The 15,312-nt window shown below is 61.1% G+C and carries 9 protein-coding genes and 1 pseudogene; 5 read left to right on the forward strand and 5 right to left on the reverse strand.

The window, feature by feature from the left end; translation table 11 throughout:
• Positions 1-3: 3 nt before the first annotated feature.
• From HX823_RS07970 to HX823_RS32275, 3 genes and pseudogenes are all read right to left on the reverse strand, one after another.
• Positions 4-1,746 (reverse strand): potassium/proton antiporter, encoded by a 1,743-nt coding sequence (locus HX823_RS07970; RefSeq protein WP_038846484.1) that lies wholly within the window; start codon positions 1,744-1,746, stop codon positions 4-6.
• 307 nt (positions 1,747-2,053) lie between these two features.
• Positions 2,054-2,926 (reverse strand): methyl-accepting chemotaxis protein, encoded by an 873-nt coding sequence (locus HX823_RS32270; protein WP_370694346.1) that lies wholly within the window; start codon positions 2,924-2,926, stop codon positions 2,054-2,056.
• A gap of 30 nt (positions 2,927-2,956) precedes the next feature.
• Positions 2,957-3,718: pseudogene (locus HX823_RS32275) on the reverse strand (MCP four helix bundle domain-containing protein); the annotation flags it as partial.
• A gap of 239 nt (positions 3,719-3,957) precedes the next feature.
• Between HX823_RS32275 and HX823_RS07980 the strand changes: the two are divergent.
• Positions 3,958-4,188, forward strand: a complete 231-nt coding sequence (locus HX823_RS07980) for a hypothetical protein (RefSeq protein WP_016977201.1) — start codon at positions 3,958-3,960, stop codon at positions 4,186-4,188.
• A complete protein-coding gene (locus HX823_RS07985) occupies positions 4,185-4,478 on the forward strand; it encodes a cell division protein ZapA (protein ID WP_016977202.1) in 294 nt (97 codons plus the stop codon). Before HX823_RS07980 ends, HX823_RS07985 begins: the two co-directional genes overlap by 4 nt.
• Here HX823_RS07985 and HX823_RS07990 read toward each other — a convergent pair.
• Together HX823_RS07990 and putA are read right to left on the reverse strand one after the other, a co-directional pair.
• Positions 4,475-6,277, reverse strand: coding sequence for an acyl-CoA dehydrogenase (locus HX823_RS07990; protein WP_177074590.1), 1,803 nt, complete (start codon positions 6,275-6,277; stop codon positions 4,475-4,477). The two genes, HX823_RS07985 and HX823_RS07990, sit on opposite strands and share 4 nt — an antisense overlap.
• Positions 6,278-6,487: 210 nt before the next feature.
• Complete coding sequence (gene putA, locus HX823_RS07995) at positions 6,488-10,441, reverse strand: trifunctional transcriptional regulator/proline dehydrogenase/L-glutamate gamma-semialdehyde dehydrogenase (protein ID WP_177074591.1); 3,954 nt, start codon at positions 10,439-10,441, stop codon at positions 6,488-6,490.
• 460 nt (positions 10,442-10,901) lie between these two features.
• Between putA and putP the strand changes: the two genes are divergently transcribed.
• The 3 genes from putP (at position 10,902) to HX823_RS08010 (ending at position 15,257) form a co-directional block, all read left to right on the forward strand.
• Positions 10,902-12,386, forward strand: a complete 1,485-nt coding sequence (gene putP, locus HX823_RS08000; RefSeq protein WP_038844382.1) for a sodium/proline symporter PutP — start codon at positions 10,902-10,904, stop codon at positions 12,384-12,386.
• Positions 12,387-12,590: 204 nt separating this feature from the next.
• Positions 12,591-14,552, forward strand: a complete 1,962-nt coding sequence (locus HX823_RS08005; RefSeq protein WP_177074592.1) for a type VI secretion system tip protein VgrG — start codon at positions 12,591-12,593, stop codon at positions 14,550-14,552.
• A gap of 21 nt (positions 14,553-14,573) precedes the next feature.
• On the forward strand, positions 14,574-15,257 hold the full coding sequence (locus tag HX823_RS08010; protein WP_177074593.1) for a DUF4123 domain-containing protein: 684 nt from the start codon (positions 14,574-14,576) through the stop codon (positions 15,255-15,257).
• Positions 15,258-15,312 lie beyond the last annotated feature (55 nt).

The following is a 15,312-nucleotide window of genomic DNA, read 5'->3' on the forward strand; positions in this document are numbered from 1 at the left end:
AGTTTAGAGGAAGAGTCCGGGGCCCGGGCGACTTCCTTCGGGGAATCTGACGCCCACTTTGCCGATCTTGTTCCCGTCCATGACCGCGACGGTCCAGATGGTGTTGTTCCACTCCACCTGGTCGCCGACGATGGGCGCGCCGCCGACTTTCTGGGTGATGAAACTGCTCAGCGGCATGTCCGGGTCGATGCCCTCCAGCTTCAGGCCGTACAGCGCGGAAACCGCGCCCAGCTGGGCGTCGCCTTCCAGCACGAAGTCGCCGAAGAAACGCAGGTCCAGACCGCGTTGCGGGGCCTGGCTGAACAGTTTGCCCAGGGCCGGCAGGTTGTGTTCATGGCCGATCACGCAGAGCAAATCGTCGACTTCCAGCACGGTACTACCCGACGGATGGAGCAGCTGCTGGCCACGGAACAGCGCGGCGATCCGCGTGCCTTCGGGCATTTTCAGCTCACGCAGGGCAGCGCCGATGCACCATTTTTCCGCGCCCAGGCGATAGACGAACAGCTCCCACTCGCTGGTGACGTGCACTTCCAGCGCGGCACGGGAAATCGGCGCCGGGTCCGGCGGTACGGTGACCTTGAGCAGCTTGGCCACCCACGGCAGGCTCGTGCCCTGCACCAGCAGCGACACCAACACGATAAAGAACGCCAGGTTGAAGTACAGCTGCGCATGGGGCAGGCCGGCCATCAGCGGGAACACCGCCAGAATGATCGGCACCGCGCCGCGTAGGCCGACCCAGGCGATAAAGGCTTTCTCACGACCGTGGAACGCCTTGAACGGCAGCAGGCCGACCATCACCGACAATGGCCGTGCAAACAGGATCATCCACAGCGCCAGGCCCAGGGCTGGCAGGGCGATGGGCAGCAGATCATGGGGCGTGACCAGCAGGCCCAGCACCAGGAACATGCCGATCTGCGCCAGCCAGGCCATGCCGTCGAGCATGTGCAAAATGCCATGACGGCTGCGCACCGGGCGGTTGCCGATCACCAGGCCGCACAGGTACACGGCGAGGAAGCCGCTGCCGTGCAGGGCGTTGGTTACGGCGAATACGAACAGGCCGCCGGCGATCACCAGGATCGGGTACAGGCCGGTGGCCAGGTTGATGCGGTTGACCATTTGCAGCATCAGCCAGCCGCCACCCAGGCCGACCACGCCGCCGATGCCGAACTCACGCACCAAGTGAGTCAGCAGGCTCCAGTGCAGGCCGGTCTGGCCGCTGGCCAGCATGTCGATCAAGGTGACGGTGAGGAACACCGCCATGGGGTCGTTGCTGCCGGATTCGATTTCCAGGCTGGCAGTGACCCGTTCGTTGAGGCCCTTGCCGCCGAGCAGCGAGAACACCGCCGCGGCGTCCGTGGAGCCGACAATTGCACCGATCAACAGGCCTTGGATGATATTGAGGTCAAACAGCCAGGCCGCAGCCATGCCGGTGAGGCCGGTGGTAATCAACACCCCCACCGTGGCCAGCGACAACGCCGGCCAGAGTGCCACGCGGAAACTCGCCACCCGTGTGCGCAAACCGCCATCGAGCAGGATCACGGCCAGGGCGAGGTTGCCCACCAGGTAGGCGGTTGGGTAGTTATCAAAGATGATGCCGCCGCCATCGACGCCGGCGACCATGCCCACGGCCAGGATGATCACCAGGATCGGGATACCCAGGCGGGACGAAAGAGAACTCACCAGAATGCTCGCACTCACCAGCAACGCGCCGATCAAGAACAGGCTGTTGATGGTCGTCGCATTCAAAGGCAGTACTCCATGAGCAAACAAGACGGGGCGCAAACTGACCATGCAGTCTGCGTGCCAGCGATTCTAACCTGTTGAATTGCTGCGCTGTCAAAAAGCTTTTTCTGATTCGTGCAGGGTTAATGTGGAAGCTGGCTTGCTGTGGTGGGCAGGGCCCTTGTAGTGAGCAGGCTTGCCCTGCGCTGGGCTGCGGAGCAGCCCCAACAGGTACACCTCATGGTTACAGACAGTATGCGGTGACTGGTTTTGGGGCTGCTTCGCAGCCCAGCGCGGGGCAAGCCCGCTCACTACAGTCGGTCGGGGTCAGTTACAGGCGGAAGCGGCCGACCATCCCGTTCAAATCCACCGCCAGGCGCGACAGCTCACTGCTCGCCGCACTGGTCTGGCTGGCGCCGGTCGCTGATTGCACCGACAGATCGCGGATATTCACCAGGTTGCGATCCACTTCCCGCGCCACTTGGGCCTGCTCTTCCGCTGCGCTGGCGATCACCAGGTTGCGTTCGTTGATTTCGACGATAGCGGTATTGATGGTATCCAGCGACATCCCCGCTCCTTTGGCGATGTTCAGCGTCGATTCGGCGCGTTCGGTGCTGTTGCGCATCGAATCCACCGCGTGCTCGGTGCCGGCCTGGATACTGCCGATCATCCGCTCAATCTCGCTGGTCGATTGCTGCGTGCGATGGGCCAGGGCGCGCACTTCATCGGCCACTACCGCAAAACCGCGACCGGCTTCACCGGCACGCGCCGCTTCAATCGCTGCGTTCAGGGCCAGCAGGTTGGTCTGGTCGGCCAGGCCGCGAATCACATCCAGCACCTTGCCGATGTCGCGCGACTCGTTGGCCAGGTCGCCAATCAGCGTGGCCGTGGCCTGCACGTCGCCGCTCATGCGTTCGATGGCGCTGACCGTTTCCTGCACCAGGTCACGGCCATCGCCGGCGGAGGTGGTGGCATTGCGCGAAGCTTCGGAGGTGCTCACCGCATTGCGGGCGACTTCTTCGACGGCGCTGGTCATCTCGTTCACCGCCGTGGCGGCTTGTTCGATTTCGTTGTTCTGCTGGGTCAGGCCACGGGCGCTTTCGTCCGTGACGGCGTTCAGTTCCTCGGCAGCCGACGCCAACTGGGTCGCTGACCCGGCGATGCGTTGCAGGGTGTCGCGCAGCTTGTCCTGCATCTTGGCCATGGCGGCCAGCAGGCGCCCGGCTTCGTCGTTACCGTCGACCTTGATCGGCCGCGTCAGGTTGCCTTCGGCCACTTCTTCGGCGGCTTCGAGTGCCTGGGAAATGGGCAGGGTGATGCTGCGGGTCAGCAGCCACGCAAACAGCAGGGTCAGCAGGGTGGCGATCACCAGCAGGCTCACCACCATGTTGAAGGCCATGTTGTATTGGTCTTCGGCGTCTTTATTGGTAGCCAGGGCCATCTTGTTGTTGATGTCCAGCAGACGGGTGAGCACGGCGTTGACCTGCTCGGAGTTGCTCAGCAGCTCGGTGTTGAGCAGGGCGCGCAGTTCCTCCACTTGATTGGCGCGCGACAGGCTCTTCATGCGCTCTTCAATCTGATGGTATTGGCCCAGCAGGCGCACGTATTCGTCGTAGGTCGAGCGCTCTTCGCTGCTTTCAATGAGTTTTTCGTAGATGCCCTGGGCCGCGCGAATCTGCTGGTTACGCAGTTCAAAGGCTTCCAGGGTCTTTTGCTGAACCTCCGGCTCGCGGTTGGTCAGCAGGCGGTACGACAGCACCCGCAGGCGCAGGGTCAGCTGGGTAAATTCATCGAGGGCACGAATGCTCGGCACGCTGGACAGGGTGATGTCTTCGGTGGCGCCACGGATCTTGCTCATCTGGTTCAGGGCAAACACACCGAGAAACAACATCAGCGCGCCAATAAACGCGAAGCCGAGGAAGGCCCTCGGAGCGATATTCATATTACGAAGCGACATGCGGGAATCCTGGGGGAGAAGCGCGATCCGTGCGGCCATGAGACGGGGTGTCCCTCTCTATCGGTCGTACGACTAAAGTCTAAAGGGGCGTGTGCGGTTTTGTCGCATCTGACGAGGGTTTTGGCCGATTCAGGAACCAGATCCGGTAAATGCAGTCACTAAGGCTCGAAAGTGCGGCCCGGCCCTTAAAAATCGGGCTGCGCGCCGGGGATAACCCTGGCATCCGAGGTGAATTTTCTTTATCGTCACCGCCCTTTGAAAAAGCCCGAGAAATCAAAATGTTAGAAGCATCCCTCAGCCAATTGGAACAACTGGTCAGCGACCTGGTACAGCAGAACCAGGACCTGCTGGGCACCAACGAATCCCTCAAGGCGGAACTGGCCCGCGCCAAGGACGAGAACGACAGCCTGCAACTGAACCTGATGGAACAGGAAGAAAAGCACGGCGCCACCGCCGCACGTATCCAGGCGCTGGTTGAGCGTGTGAGCGCAGGGCCTGTCGGCGCATGAGTGAAGGGATAAAGGTCGTTTCGATTCTCGGAGAGGATTACTCGATCAAGGCTCCGGCCGGGGAAGAGAAAACCCTGATGCACGCCGTGACCCTGCTCAAGGCGTCCCTGGCCACCACCAAGAAGAAGTACCCGACCCTGATTGGTGACAAGCTACTGGTGCTGGCGGCGCTGAACCTGTGCGCCGAGCAGATCGAAATGCAGCAGGCGCACCAGCAGGAACTCGACCGTTACCAAGAGCAAGTCAGCGCCACGGTCGATGTGATTTCCAAGGCGATCGGAACGCCTTAGAACCACTCATCTTGCATGCCGAGGCACGTGTCATCACGGGCCTCCAAGATTGCCAGTTCATGATGGCAGCTCGGCACTTCCCAGGTCAGGAAGTACCGGGCGGCCTGGAGCTTGCCTTTATAGAAGGCCACATCCGCCGCATTGCCCTTGGCCAAGCCGGCTTCGGCGCGAATCGCCTGTTCCAGCCAGCGCCAGCCAATCACCGTATGCCCGAACACCTTCAAGTACAGCGCCGAATTCGCCAGGCTGCTGTTGACCTTGCCGTGGGCGAGATCCGTCAGCAAACCGAGGGTGACGCTTTGCAGGCGGTTGACCAGTTGTTCCAGCGGCTCCCTCAGCGCGTTAAGGCTTGGGTATTCCTGGGCGCGGGCGCCGGTTTCGGCGATCATTCGGATGAGTTGCTTCAAGCCCGCGCCGCCGTTCTGCGCCAGTTTGCGCCCGAGCAGATCCAGGGACTGGATGCCATGGGTGCCTTCGTGGATCGGGTTCAGGCGGTTGTCGCGGTAGTACTGCTCCACCGGGTATTCGCGGGTGTAGCCATGGCCGCCGAGAATCTGGATCGCCAGTTCGTTGGCCTTGAGGCAGAACTCCGACGGCCAGGATTTGACGATGGGCGTGAGCAGGTCGAGCAGTTCGTGGGCTTGCTTGCGCTCGGTTTCGGTGCCTAGGGTGGTGGTGTCGTCGAACAGCCGCGCAGCGTAGAGGCCGAGGTCGAAGGCGCCTTCCACGTAGGATTTTTGGGTGAGCAGCATGCGCTTGATGTCCGCGTGCTGAATGATCGAGACCGGTGCGGTCGTGGGATCTTTACTGTCGGGCAGGCGACCTTGCGGGCGTTCGCGGGCGTACTCCAAGGAGTAGAGGTAGCCGGCGTAACCGAGCATGACCGCGCCCATGCCGACACCAATCCGCGCCTCGTTCATCATCTGGAACATGCAGCTCAACCCCTGGTGCGGCTTGCCCACCAGATAGCCGACGCAATTCCCGTTATCGCCGAAGTTCAGCGCGGTAGACGTGGTGCCACGCCAGCCCATCTTGTGGAACAGCCCCGCCAGCAACACATCGTTGCGCTCGCCCAGGCTGCCGTCGTCGTTGACCAGGAACTTGGGCACGATAAACAGCGAAATGCCCTTCACCCCGGCCGGCGCGTCCGGCAGTTTGGCCAGCACCATGTGCACGATGTTTTCCGACAGCGGGTGGTCGCCGCCGGAAATGAAGATCTTGTTGCCTTTGAGTCGATAGCTGCCGTCAGCCGCAGGCTCTGCGCGTGTACGAATATCTGACAGCGAAGAACCGGCGTGGGGTTCGGTGAGGGCCATGGTGCCGAAGAAACGGCCGTCGATCATCGGTTGCAGGAAGCGTTGTTTCTGATCCTCGGTGCCGAAGCTTTCAATCAGGTTGGCGGCGCCCATGGTCAGGAACGGGTAGGACGTGGATGCGGCGTTGGCCGACTGGAAATGCGCAAAACAGGCTTGGGACAGCAGGGTCGGCAGTTGCATGCCACCGGCTTCGAAACTGCGCGCGGCGTTGAGAAAGCCGGCTTCCAGAAAAGCATCCACCGCCGGTTTCACTTCCGGAATCAGGATCGCCTTGCCGTCTTCAAAGCGCGGTTCGTTTTCGTCGTTCTTGCGGTTGTGGGGCGCGAAATACTTCTCGGCGATAGTGCGCGCGGTGCTGATGGCCGCGTCGAAGGTTTCACGATTGTGGTCGGCAAACCGCTCGCGCTGGGTCAGACCCTCGGCATCGAGGACTTCATACAGCTCGAAAGCCAGATTGCGGGAACTGAGCAGCGTCTCGGACATGGCGGCTTACCTTTAGAGGAATTGGCCTGAGTCTAAGTGCGCGAATGGAGGGTGGATAGCAAGATTGATTTGGGTGATGGAAGGACAAAACGCGGTCGGAAGGTGGAACACGGTCAATGTGGGAGCGGGCTTGCTCGCGAAAGCGGTGGATCAGTCAGTACATTAGGTGACTGACACTCCGCATTCGCGAGCAAGCCCGCTCCCACAGGGTTAGCCGATGGTCATCAGGCTGGCGTTACCGCCCGCCGCAGCGGTGTTAACGCTCAATGCCCGCTCGATCACCAAGCGCTCCAGCGCAATCGCCGTCTCGCCCTGCGACAAGCCATGCACGCCGACAATCGCACCACCACGCTGCGCCACTTGCTGGCACACCGCACGCAATTGATCGGAATCACCGTGATGCAGAACAGCGTCAAACACCACGTCGTCCTTGGTCCAGTCGGCCACGCGCTTGATCTTCGCCTGAATCTCTTTAGGCAGGCGTGGGAACAAGGCCTTGGTCAGGTCGGATTCGGGCCATACCGCCGAGCCGCCCACAGCCAACACTGCCGCCAGCTGCGTCAGCAGATCGCCTTCCACTTCCGCCAGGCACAGTACGTGCTCGCGGGGCAGGATGGCGTAGCTGTTGCGTTCGCCGGTCGGGCCAGCCAGTTGGCGGGTGATACCGCTTTGCGATTGCGCGGCGAACTGGCTGCACAGGGCACTCAGGTCGCTGAACTTATTGCTGTCGGCCCAGGTTTTCAGGGCGGTCAGCGGCTGGCTCATGGCGTCACGCAGGCGCACGTCCGGTGCGGCCAAGGCGTCGCCGCGTACGAAGGATTGCTCAATGGCATCCGTAGGACGCGTCGACAGCAGGCGGTACAGGTACAGCGGGCCACCGGCTTTCGGGCCAGTGCCCGACAGGCCTTCGCCGCCGAACGGTTGCACGCCGACCACAGCGCCGACGATGTTGCGGTTCACATAGACGTTACCGGCATGGACGTTGTCGATCACCTTGGCGATGGTCTCGTCGATACGGGTGTGCACGCCCAGGGTCAGGCCATAGCCGGAAGCGTTGATCTGGCCGATGAGCTGGTCGATCTCTTTGCGCTTGTAGCGCACCACGTGCAGCACTGGGCCGAAGATCTCGCGTTGCAGTTCGTCGAAGCTTTCCAACTCGATCAGGGTCGGCATCACGAAGGTGCCACGCTTGATCTCTTCACCGTCGGCAATCGCTACCTGGTACACATTGCGGCCTTTGTCGCGCATGGCCTGGATGTGTTTCTCGATGCCGGCCTTGGCTTCGGCGTCGATCACCGGGCCGATGTCGACGGACAGGCGCTCCGGGTTACCCAAGCGGCATTCCGCCATGGCGCCCTTGAGCATTTCGATGACACGGTCTGCCGAATCTTCCTGCAGGCACAGCACGCGCAGGGCCGAGCAGCGTTGGCCTGCACTGTCGAAGGCCGAGGACACCACGTCGATGACCACTTGTTCGGTCAGCGCCGAGGAGTCGACGATCATCGCGTTCTGGCCACCGGTTTCAGCGATCAACGGGATCGGACGGCCCTGGGCATCCAGACGACCGGCGACGTTGCGTTGCAGCAGGCGCGCCACTTCGGTGGAGCCAGTGAACATCACGCCTTTGACGCGATCATCACCCACCAGGCGGGCACCGACGGTTTCGCCTTGGCCCGGCAGCAATTGCAGCACGCCTTCCGGAATACCGGCTTCCAACAGGATGCGCACGGCTTGCGCGGCGACCAACGGGGTTTGCTCGGCAGGCTTGGCCAGTACCGGGTTGCCAGCAGCCAATGCGGCGGCGACTTGGCCGCTGAAGATCGCCAGCGGGAAGTTCCACGGGCTGATGCAGACCACCGGGCCCAGCGGGCGGTGGGCGTCGTTGGTGAAGTCGTTGCGTGCCTGCACCGCGTAGTAGCGCAGGAAATCCACGGCTTCACGCACTTCGGCGATGGCGTTGGCGAAGGTCTTGCCGGCTTCGCGAGCCAGCAGGCCCATCAGCGGTTGGATCTCGCCTTCCATCAGGTCGGCGGCACGTTCCAGGATCGCAGCGCGCTCGGCGGGCGGGGTGGCCTGCCAGATCGGGCCAGCGCTGATGGCGCACTGGATAGCGTTGTCGACGTCTTGAACGGTGGCTTCTTGCACATGACCGACCACGTCACGCAGGTCGGACGGGTTCAGTACCGGTGCTGCGGGTTGCTCGCTGGAGGCGCAACCGAGCATCGGCGCCGCTTTCCAGTGGTTGTGCGCGGTGGCCAGCAAGGCGCAGGACAGCGACGCCAAGCGGTGTTCGTTGGCCAGGTCGATACCGGCCGAGTTGGCGCGCTCGCTGCCGTACAGGTCACGCGGCAAGGGGATGCGCGGGTGCGGCAGGCCGAAGCCGCCTTCCAGCGTGGCCATTTGCTCGATGCTGGCCACTGGATCGGCCACCAGCTCCTGAATGGAGATGGACTGGTCGGCAATGCGGTTGACGAACGAGGTATTCGCGCCGTTTTCCAACAGGCGACGCACCAGGTAAGCCAGCAGCGTTTCGTGGGTGCCAACCGGTGCGTACACACGGCACGGACGGTTCAGCTTGCCTTCGGAAACCTTGCCTACAACCTGTTCGTACAGCGGTTCGCCCATGCCGTGCAGGCATTGGAATTCGTACTGGCCGGGGTAATAGTTCTGACCGGCGATATGGTAGATGGCCGACAGCGTGTGGGCGTTGTGTGTGGCGAACTGCGGGTAGATGACTTCCGGCACCGACAGCAGTTTGCGTGCGCAGGCAATGTAGGAAACGTCGGTGTACACCTTGCGGGTGTAGACCGGGTAGCCCTCCAGGCCTTCAACCTGGGCGCGTTTGATTTCGCTGTCCCAGTACGCGCCTTTTACCAGGCGGATCATCAGGCGATGGCGGCTGCGGCGTGCCAGGTCGATGACGTAGTCGATCACATACGGGCAACGCTTCTGGTAGGCCTGGATCACGAAACCGATGCCGTTCCAGCCGGTCAGTTGCGGCTCGAAGCACAGGCGTTCGAGCAGGTCCAGGGACAGCTCCAGACGGTCGGCTTCTTCGGCGTCGATGTTCAAGCCGATGTCGTATTGCTTGGCCAGCAGGGTCAGGGACAGCAGGCGCGGGTACAACTCGTCCATCACGCGCTCGTATTGCGCACGACTGTAGCGCGGGTGCAGGGCCGACAGCTTGATGGAAATGCCCGGGCCTTCATAAATCCCACGGCCGTGGGACGCTTTGCCGATCGAGTGGATGGCTTGTTCGTACGAGGCCAGGTACTTCTGCGCGTCGTGTTCCGTCAGCGCGGCTTCACCGAGCATGTCGTAGGAATAGCGGAAGCCTTTTGCTTCGAACTTGCTCGCGTTGGCCAGGGCTTCGGCAATGGTTTCGCCGGTGACGAACTGCTCGCCCATCAGGCGCATCGCCATGTCGACGCCCTTGCGGATCATCGGCTCGCCGCTCTTGCCGATGATGCGGCTCAGGGACGAGGTCAGGCCCGCTTCGTTGTGGGTGGCGACCAGTTTACCGGTCAGCAACAGGCCCCAGGTCGCGGCGTTGACGAACAGCGACGGGCTGTTGCCCAGGTGCGGCTGCCAGTTGCCGGTGCTGATCTTGTCGCGGATCAGTGCGTCGCGGGTGCCCTTGTCCGGGATACGCAGCAGCGCCTCGGCCAGGCACATCAGTGCCACGCCTTCCTGGGACGACAGGGAAAATTCCTGCAGCAGGCCCTGAACAATACCGGCACGGCCGCCGGCACTCTTCTGGTTACGCAGTTTTTCAGCGATCGAGGCGGCCAGCTTGTTGGTGGCTTCGGCCATTGGCGCTGGCAGGCGAGCCTGTTCGATCAGCATCGGCACCACTTCCGGCTCAGGGCGGCGGTAAGCGGCGGTGATCGAGGCGCGCAATACGGATTGCGGCAGGATGCTCTCGGCGAACTCAAGGAAGCATTGGTGGGCGTGGTCGGTCTGGACCTCGCCTGCGTCGTCAACGTCCTTGCTGCTCAAACCATTGAGTTCGGTCAGGGTTGCACCACCCTCCAGTTTCTCCAGGTAATTGAAAATCGCCTGCTTGATCAGCCAGTGCGGCGTGCGATCAATGGAGGTCGCGGCAGCCTTCAGGCGCTCGCGGGTCGGGTCGTCGAGTTTGACCCCAAGGGTGGTCGTAGCCATTTTCTTATCCTCATGGGTGCCACTACCGAGTGGCATCAGCTGGCGGCAAGATTAGCTTTGCGCATGCATAGGTGCAACCGGGTGCAACCCTTTTTATTCAGGAAAATTTCGATCGTGATCGGGAAAGAAACACACCGTCGACGGATTCCGCTCCTCCTTGGTGCGTTTGCTTCTGAGATCGGCTGTTCTTGCTCCGAAAAGGAGCAAAAACAGGCTGTTTTCCGCAAAACATATCCAGGTGCAACTTATTCTCACGAAACTGGTTGCACCTTATTTGCTTTGTTGAATAGCATTCGCGCCCAAGGTGCAACCACCTCAACGAGTCGGTTCATCGGCTGACGGCTTTCCTGGGGAAACGTCAGTCATAAATGCGCGGCACGCAGCTACGTCTACCTACTTCCAGTGGGTGGCCGTCTGACAGACCGCTGCTACATAAAAACAAAGCCAGGGCGTCACTCTTATGAGCGTTAGTAATCCAACCCTGATCACGTTCGTGATCTACATCGCAGCAATGGTGCTGATCGGCTTCATGGCCTATCGCTCCACCAACAACCTTTCCGATTACATCCTGGGCGGTCGCAGCCTCGGTAGCGTGGTGACTGCCTTGTCGGCCGGCGCTTCCGATATGAGCGGCTGGTTGTTGATGGGCCTGCCGGGCGCGATCTACATGTCTGGCTTGTCGGAAAGCTGGATCGCCATCGGCCTGATCGTCGGTGCCTACCTCAACTGGCTGTTCGTTGCCGGTCGCCTGCGGGTCCAGACCGAGCACAACGGTGACGCCCTGACCCTGCCGGATTACTTCTCCAGCCGTTTCGAAGACAAGAGCGGCCTGCTGCGGATCATCTCCGCCGTGGTGATCCTGGTGTTCTTCACCATTTACTGCGCTTCCGGCATCGTCGCCGGTGCCCGTTTGTTTGAAAGCACCTTCGGCATGTCCTACGAGACTGCCCTGTGGGCCGGTGCTGCAGCGACCATTGCCTACACCTTCGTCGGTGGTTTCCTGGCCGTGAGCTGGACCGACACCGTACAAGCCACCCTGATGATTTTCGCGCTGATCCTCACGCCGATCATCGTGCTGCTGGCCACCGGTGGCGTCGACACCACGTTCCTGGCGATCGAAGCCAAGAACCCTGACAACTTCAACATGCTGAAAAACACCACCTTCATCGGCATCATCTCGCTGATGGGTTGGGGCCTGGGTTATTTCGGCCAGCCGCACATCCTTGCGCGTTTCATGGCGGCGGATTCGGTGAAGTCGATTGCCAAGGCACGTCGCATTTCCATGACCTGGATGATCCTGTGCCTGGGCGGCACCGTGGCCGTAGGCTTCTTTGGTATTGCCTACTTCTCGGCGCATCCGGAAGTGGCAGGTCCCGTGACCGAGAACCACGAGCGTGTGTTCATCGAACTGGCCAAGCTGCTGTTCAACCCGTGGATTGCAGGCGTACTGCTGTCGGCCATTCTGGCGGCGGTGATGAGCACCTTGAGCTGCCAACTGTTGGTGTGCTCCAGCGCCCTGACCGAAGACTTCTACAAGACCTTCCTGCGCAAGAACGCCTCCCAGCTTGAGCTGGTATGGGTCGGCCGCCTGATGGTGCTGCTGGTTGCACTGATCGCCATCGCCATGGCTGCCAACCCGGAAAACCGCGTACTGGGCCTGGTGAGCTACGCATGGGCTGGCTTCGGTGCCGCGTTCGGTCCTGTGGTGCTGATCTCGGTGATCTGGAAAGGCATGACCCGCAACGGCGCACTGGCCGGTATCCTGGTCGGCGCGATTACTGTGATTGTGTGGAAACACTTCGAACTGTTGGGTCTGTACGAAATCATCCCAGGCTTCATCTTCGCCAGCCTGGCGATCTACTTCGTGAGCAAGATGGGCGCACCGACTGCCGGTATGGTCGAGCGTTTTGATGCTGCGGAAAAAGACTACAACCTCAATAAGTAATTCGCTGGGCGTTTAGTGCCAGGTGAGTTGAAAGAAAGGCCCGCGTCCTACGGATTGCGGGCCTTTTTTTACGTGCGTTTTACGCCGCTCCGAAGAGGATTCAGACGCGTCTGTGTAGGGCTTTACTGATTTATCCGGGGCATGCTCAGCCAGGGGGAGCCGTGATGCAGAATCGGTCCTCCACACCTAGCAGAGAAACACCGGATGTTCGCTCCTGCCAATCAAAGCGCCTTTACCCTGACCCTCGATGGGGAGCCCAGTGAATTCCAGGTCCACGGGTTTATGGGGGATGAGTTCATCAGCCTGCCTTTTCGCTTTGACCTTGAGTTGGTCAGCGAACAATCCGATCAAGACCTTGAGAGCCTGCTACACCGCCAAGCGTTCCTGGGGTTTGACGCCCATGGTCATGGGATTCATGGCCTGGTGTATCGGGTGGCGCAGGGCGATTCGGGCAGACGCCTTACCCGTTACCAGATCACTCTGGTGCCGCAGTTGGCTTATCTGGAACACAGCACGCACCAGCGGATTTTCCAGAAGAAAACGGTGCCCGAGATCATTGCGCAGGTATTGGAAGCTCAGGCTATCCAAAGTGATGCCTTTGCGTTTCAACTGAGCGGCAAGTATCCGCAGTGTGAATACTGTGTTCAGTTCGGTGAAACCGATCTGGAGTTCATTCAGCGTCTATGTGCCGAATCGGGCATTCACTATCACTTCCAGCACAGCCCCGAACGGCACCTGTTGGTATTTGGCGACGATCAAAGCGTTTTTGCCAGACCGGATCAAGCCACGCCGTATTCGCCTGGTACCGGGATGGTTGCCGACGAGCCAGCGATCAAGCGCTTTATCCTGCGACTGAAGACGCGTACCACTGGCGTTAGCTTGCGGGACTACGATTTCCAGAAGCCGGGCCTGACGTTGGAAAGCGAAGCATCCAGTCGGCTACGGCCCACCCTGGATGACCAGCACTACCCTGGGCACTTCACGGATCGTGAGCGTGGCAAGTACCTGGCGCAACGACTGCTGGAGCGTCATCGCAGCGATTACTGCCAGGCCAGTGGCGCTAGTGACCAGCCGGCGTTGGTGACAGGGCAGTTCTTGAGGATGACTGGGCACCCGCGTCAGGAATGGAATGATTTGTGGCTGGTTACCCAGGTGCACCATGTAGGGCACCAACCTCAGGTGCTTGAGGAGTCTGTGGGCGATGAGTCGCCTCAAGGCTACAGCAATGACTTTGTTGTAACGCCTTGGGACATAGCGTTTCGAACACCTCTGATTATGTCTCGGCCTCAAATAGCGGGTTACCAGAACGCAGTGGTGACCGGCCCTGCCGACAGCGAAATCCATTGCGACGAATACGGGCGGGTCAAGGTGCAGTTGGCGTGGGATCGCGACGGCGAACACAACGACCATTCCAGTTGCTGGCTGCGGGTTGCCAGCGGCTGGGCGCATGATCGTTATGGGTCGGTATTGATCCCTCGGGTGGGTATGGAAGTGCTGGTGGGCTTCGTCAACGGCGACATGGATATGCCGCTGGTCATGGGCTGCCTGCCCAATGCGGCCACCCAGATTCCCCTCGACCTGCCGGCGGACAAGACCCGCAGCATCTTCCGCAGCCAGAGCAGTCCCGGTGGGGGTGGCTACAACGAGCTGCGCATCGAGGACCGCAAGGGGGCCGAGGAAATCTACCTGCGCGCCCAGCGGGATTGGACGCAGCACGTGCTGCATGACCTTCGGGTAAAGGTGGACGGTGAGTCGCATCACGAAATGCAAGGTGAGGAGCAGCGCATCATCCATGGCAACCGTCTGACCGACCTGAAGCAAGACGACCACTTGATGGTGGGCGGCTCACGGCAGGTAAGGGCAGGGCAGACCATTCAGATAGGCGCGGGGCAAAGCGTTGTGATCGAGGGTGGCGCAACCGTCACGATTCAGGCGGGCGGGCAGTCGATCACGCTGTCTGCGGGCGGGATTTACAGCAGTGTGCCGATCCAGCTTGGCGGTGCGCCTGCTGTTGCTGCAGCGCCGTTAACGCCTGGACAGAAGGAAACATTGCTGGCGGTGATTCCCGCTCCGCTCAGCCGCGTACAAGTGGCCAGCCTGAAGCGCAGCGCGCCGTTTTGCGAGGAATGCGAGCGTTGCAAAAACGGCCAGTGCGGCCCCATCTGACTTTTAAAGGGATTTACGAAGATGCATCAACCTTTGCTGCCTGGCGAACAAATGTTTGCAGTGCTGGGCGCTGCCAGCGACGCCAAACCCCTTGACGCTTGGCGGGCGCTCGCCTCCGGGGCCGCCCTGCACCCCGTTTGGGCCGGCACGGCCTATGCGGCATGGGACGAGGTCATGCCCTATGTAGGCATCGTCGAGCCGGGCAGCCCTTTCCTGGAATGGGCTGCCTCCACTGATGCTACGGATTGGGGGTGGTTGGCCATATCGACCTACCCGCTGGAAACCGTGATTGCACACCTGCAAGGACTGACCAAGGTTTACCTGCCCGATGGTCAGGATGTGTTCTTACGGTTCTGGGATGGTGCTCAATTCCTGCCGATTCTTCAGCAGGCGGGCGATGAGCTATTGCCGGTGTTCCAGCGCTACGTGATCAATGGCCAGTCGCTGAACGTCACTTCTGGCCCAGTCACAGCCGCCAAAGCGAGCCCGTGGTGGCGAGTGCCTGCGCCTTTACTGCAACATCTGGCCGAGCAATCGCCGCAAACCCTGATCGATAACCTCCTGCAAGGGCTCGAAGAGCAGCGCCCCGACCTCCACACCGCGTTCCTGCCGACGACCCTGCGGCACAAGGTCGCCTACTTCGCGCGTCGCCGGGATGTCAGCCATCAGGGTTTGGCGGCTTATCTGGCTTCAGAGATGAGTTGAACCCAGCGCGCCCCTTCGACTTAAGCACCGCCCGGCACACCCCACTGCACCAACG

The organism is Pseudomonas sp. P7759 (assembly GCF_013386445.1).
GTDB lineage: Bacteria > Pseudomonadota > Gammaproteobacteria > Pseudomonadales > Pseudomonadaceae > Aquipseudomonas > Aquipseudomonas azotoformans_A.

Excerpts from the sequence above, each read along its gene's own strand:
- HX823_RS32270 (WP_370694346.1), bottom strand. The coding sequence starts at position 2,926 with ATGGCCAAGATGCAGGACAAGCTGCGCGACACCCTGCAACGCATCGCC.
- HX823_RS07980 (WP_016977201.1), top strand. The coding sequence starts at position 3,958 with ATGTTAGAAGCATCCCTCAGCCAATTGGAACAACTGGTCAGCGACCTG.
- HX823_RS07985 (WP_016977202.1), top strand. The coding sequence starts at position 4,185 with ATGAGTGAAGGGATAAAGGTCGTTTCGATTCTCGGAGAGGATTACTCG.
- HX823_RS07990 (WP_177074590.1), bottom strand. The coding sequence starts at position 6,277 with ATGTCCGAGACGCTGCTCAGTTCCCGCAATCTGGCTTTCGAGCTGTAT.
- putA (WP_177074591.1), bottom strand. The coding sequence starts at position 10,441 with ATGGCTACGACCACCCTTGGGGTCAAACTCGACGACCCGACCCGCGAG.
- putP (WP_038844382.1), top strand. The coding sequence starts at position 10,902 with ATGAGCGTTAGTAATCCAACCCTGATCACGTTCGTGATCTACATCGCA.
- HX823_RS08005 (WP_177074592.1), top strand. The coding sequence starts at position 12,591 with ATGTTCGCTCCTGCCAATCAAAGCGCCTTTACCCTGACCCTCGATGGG.
- HX823_RS08010 (WP_177074593.1), top strand. The coding sequence starts at position 14,574 with ATGCATCAACCTTTGCTGCCTGGCGAACAAATGTTTGCAGTGCTGGGC.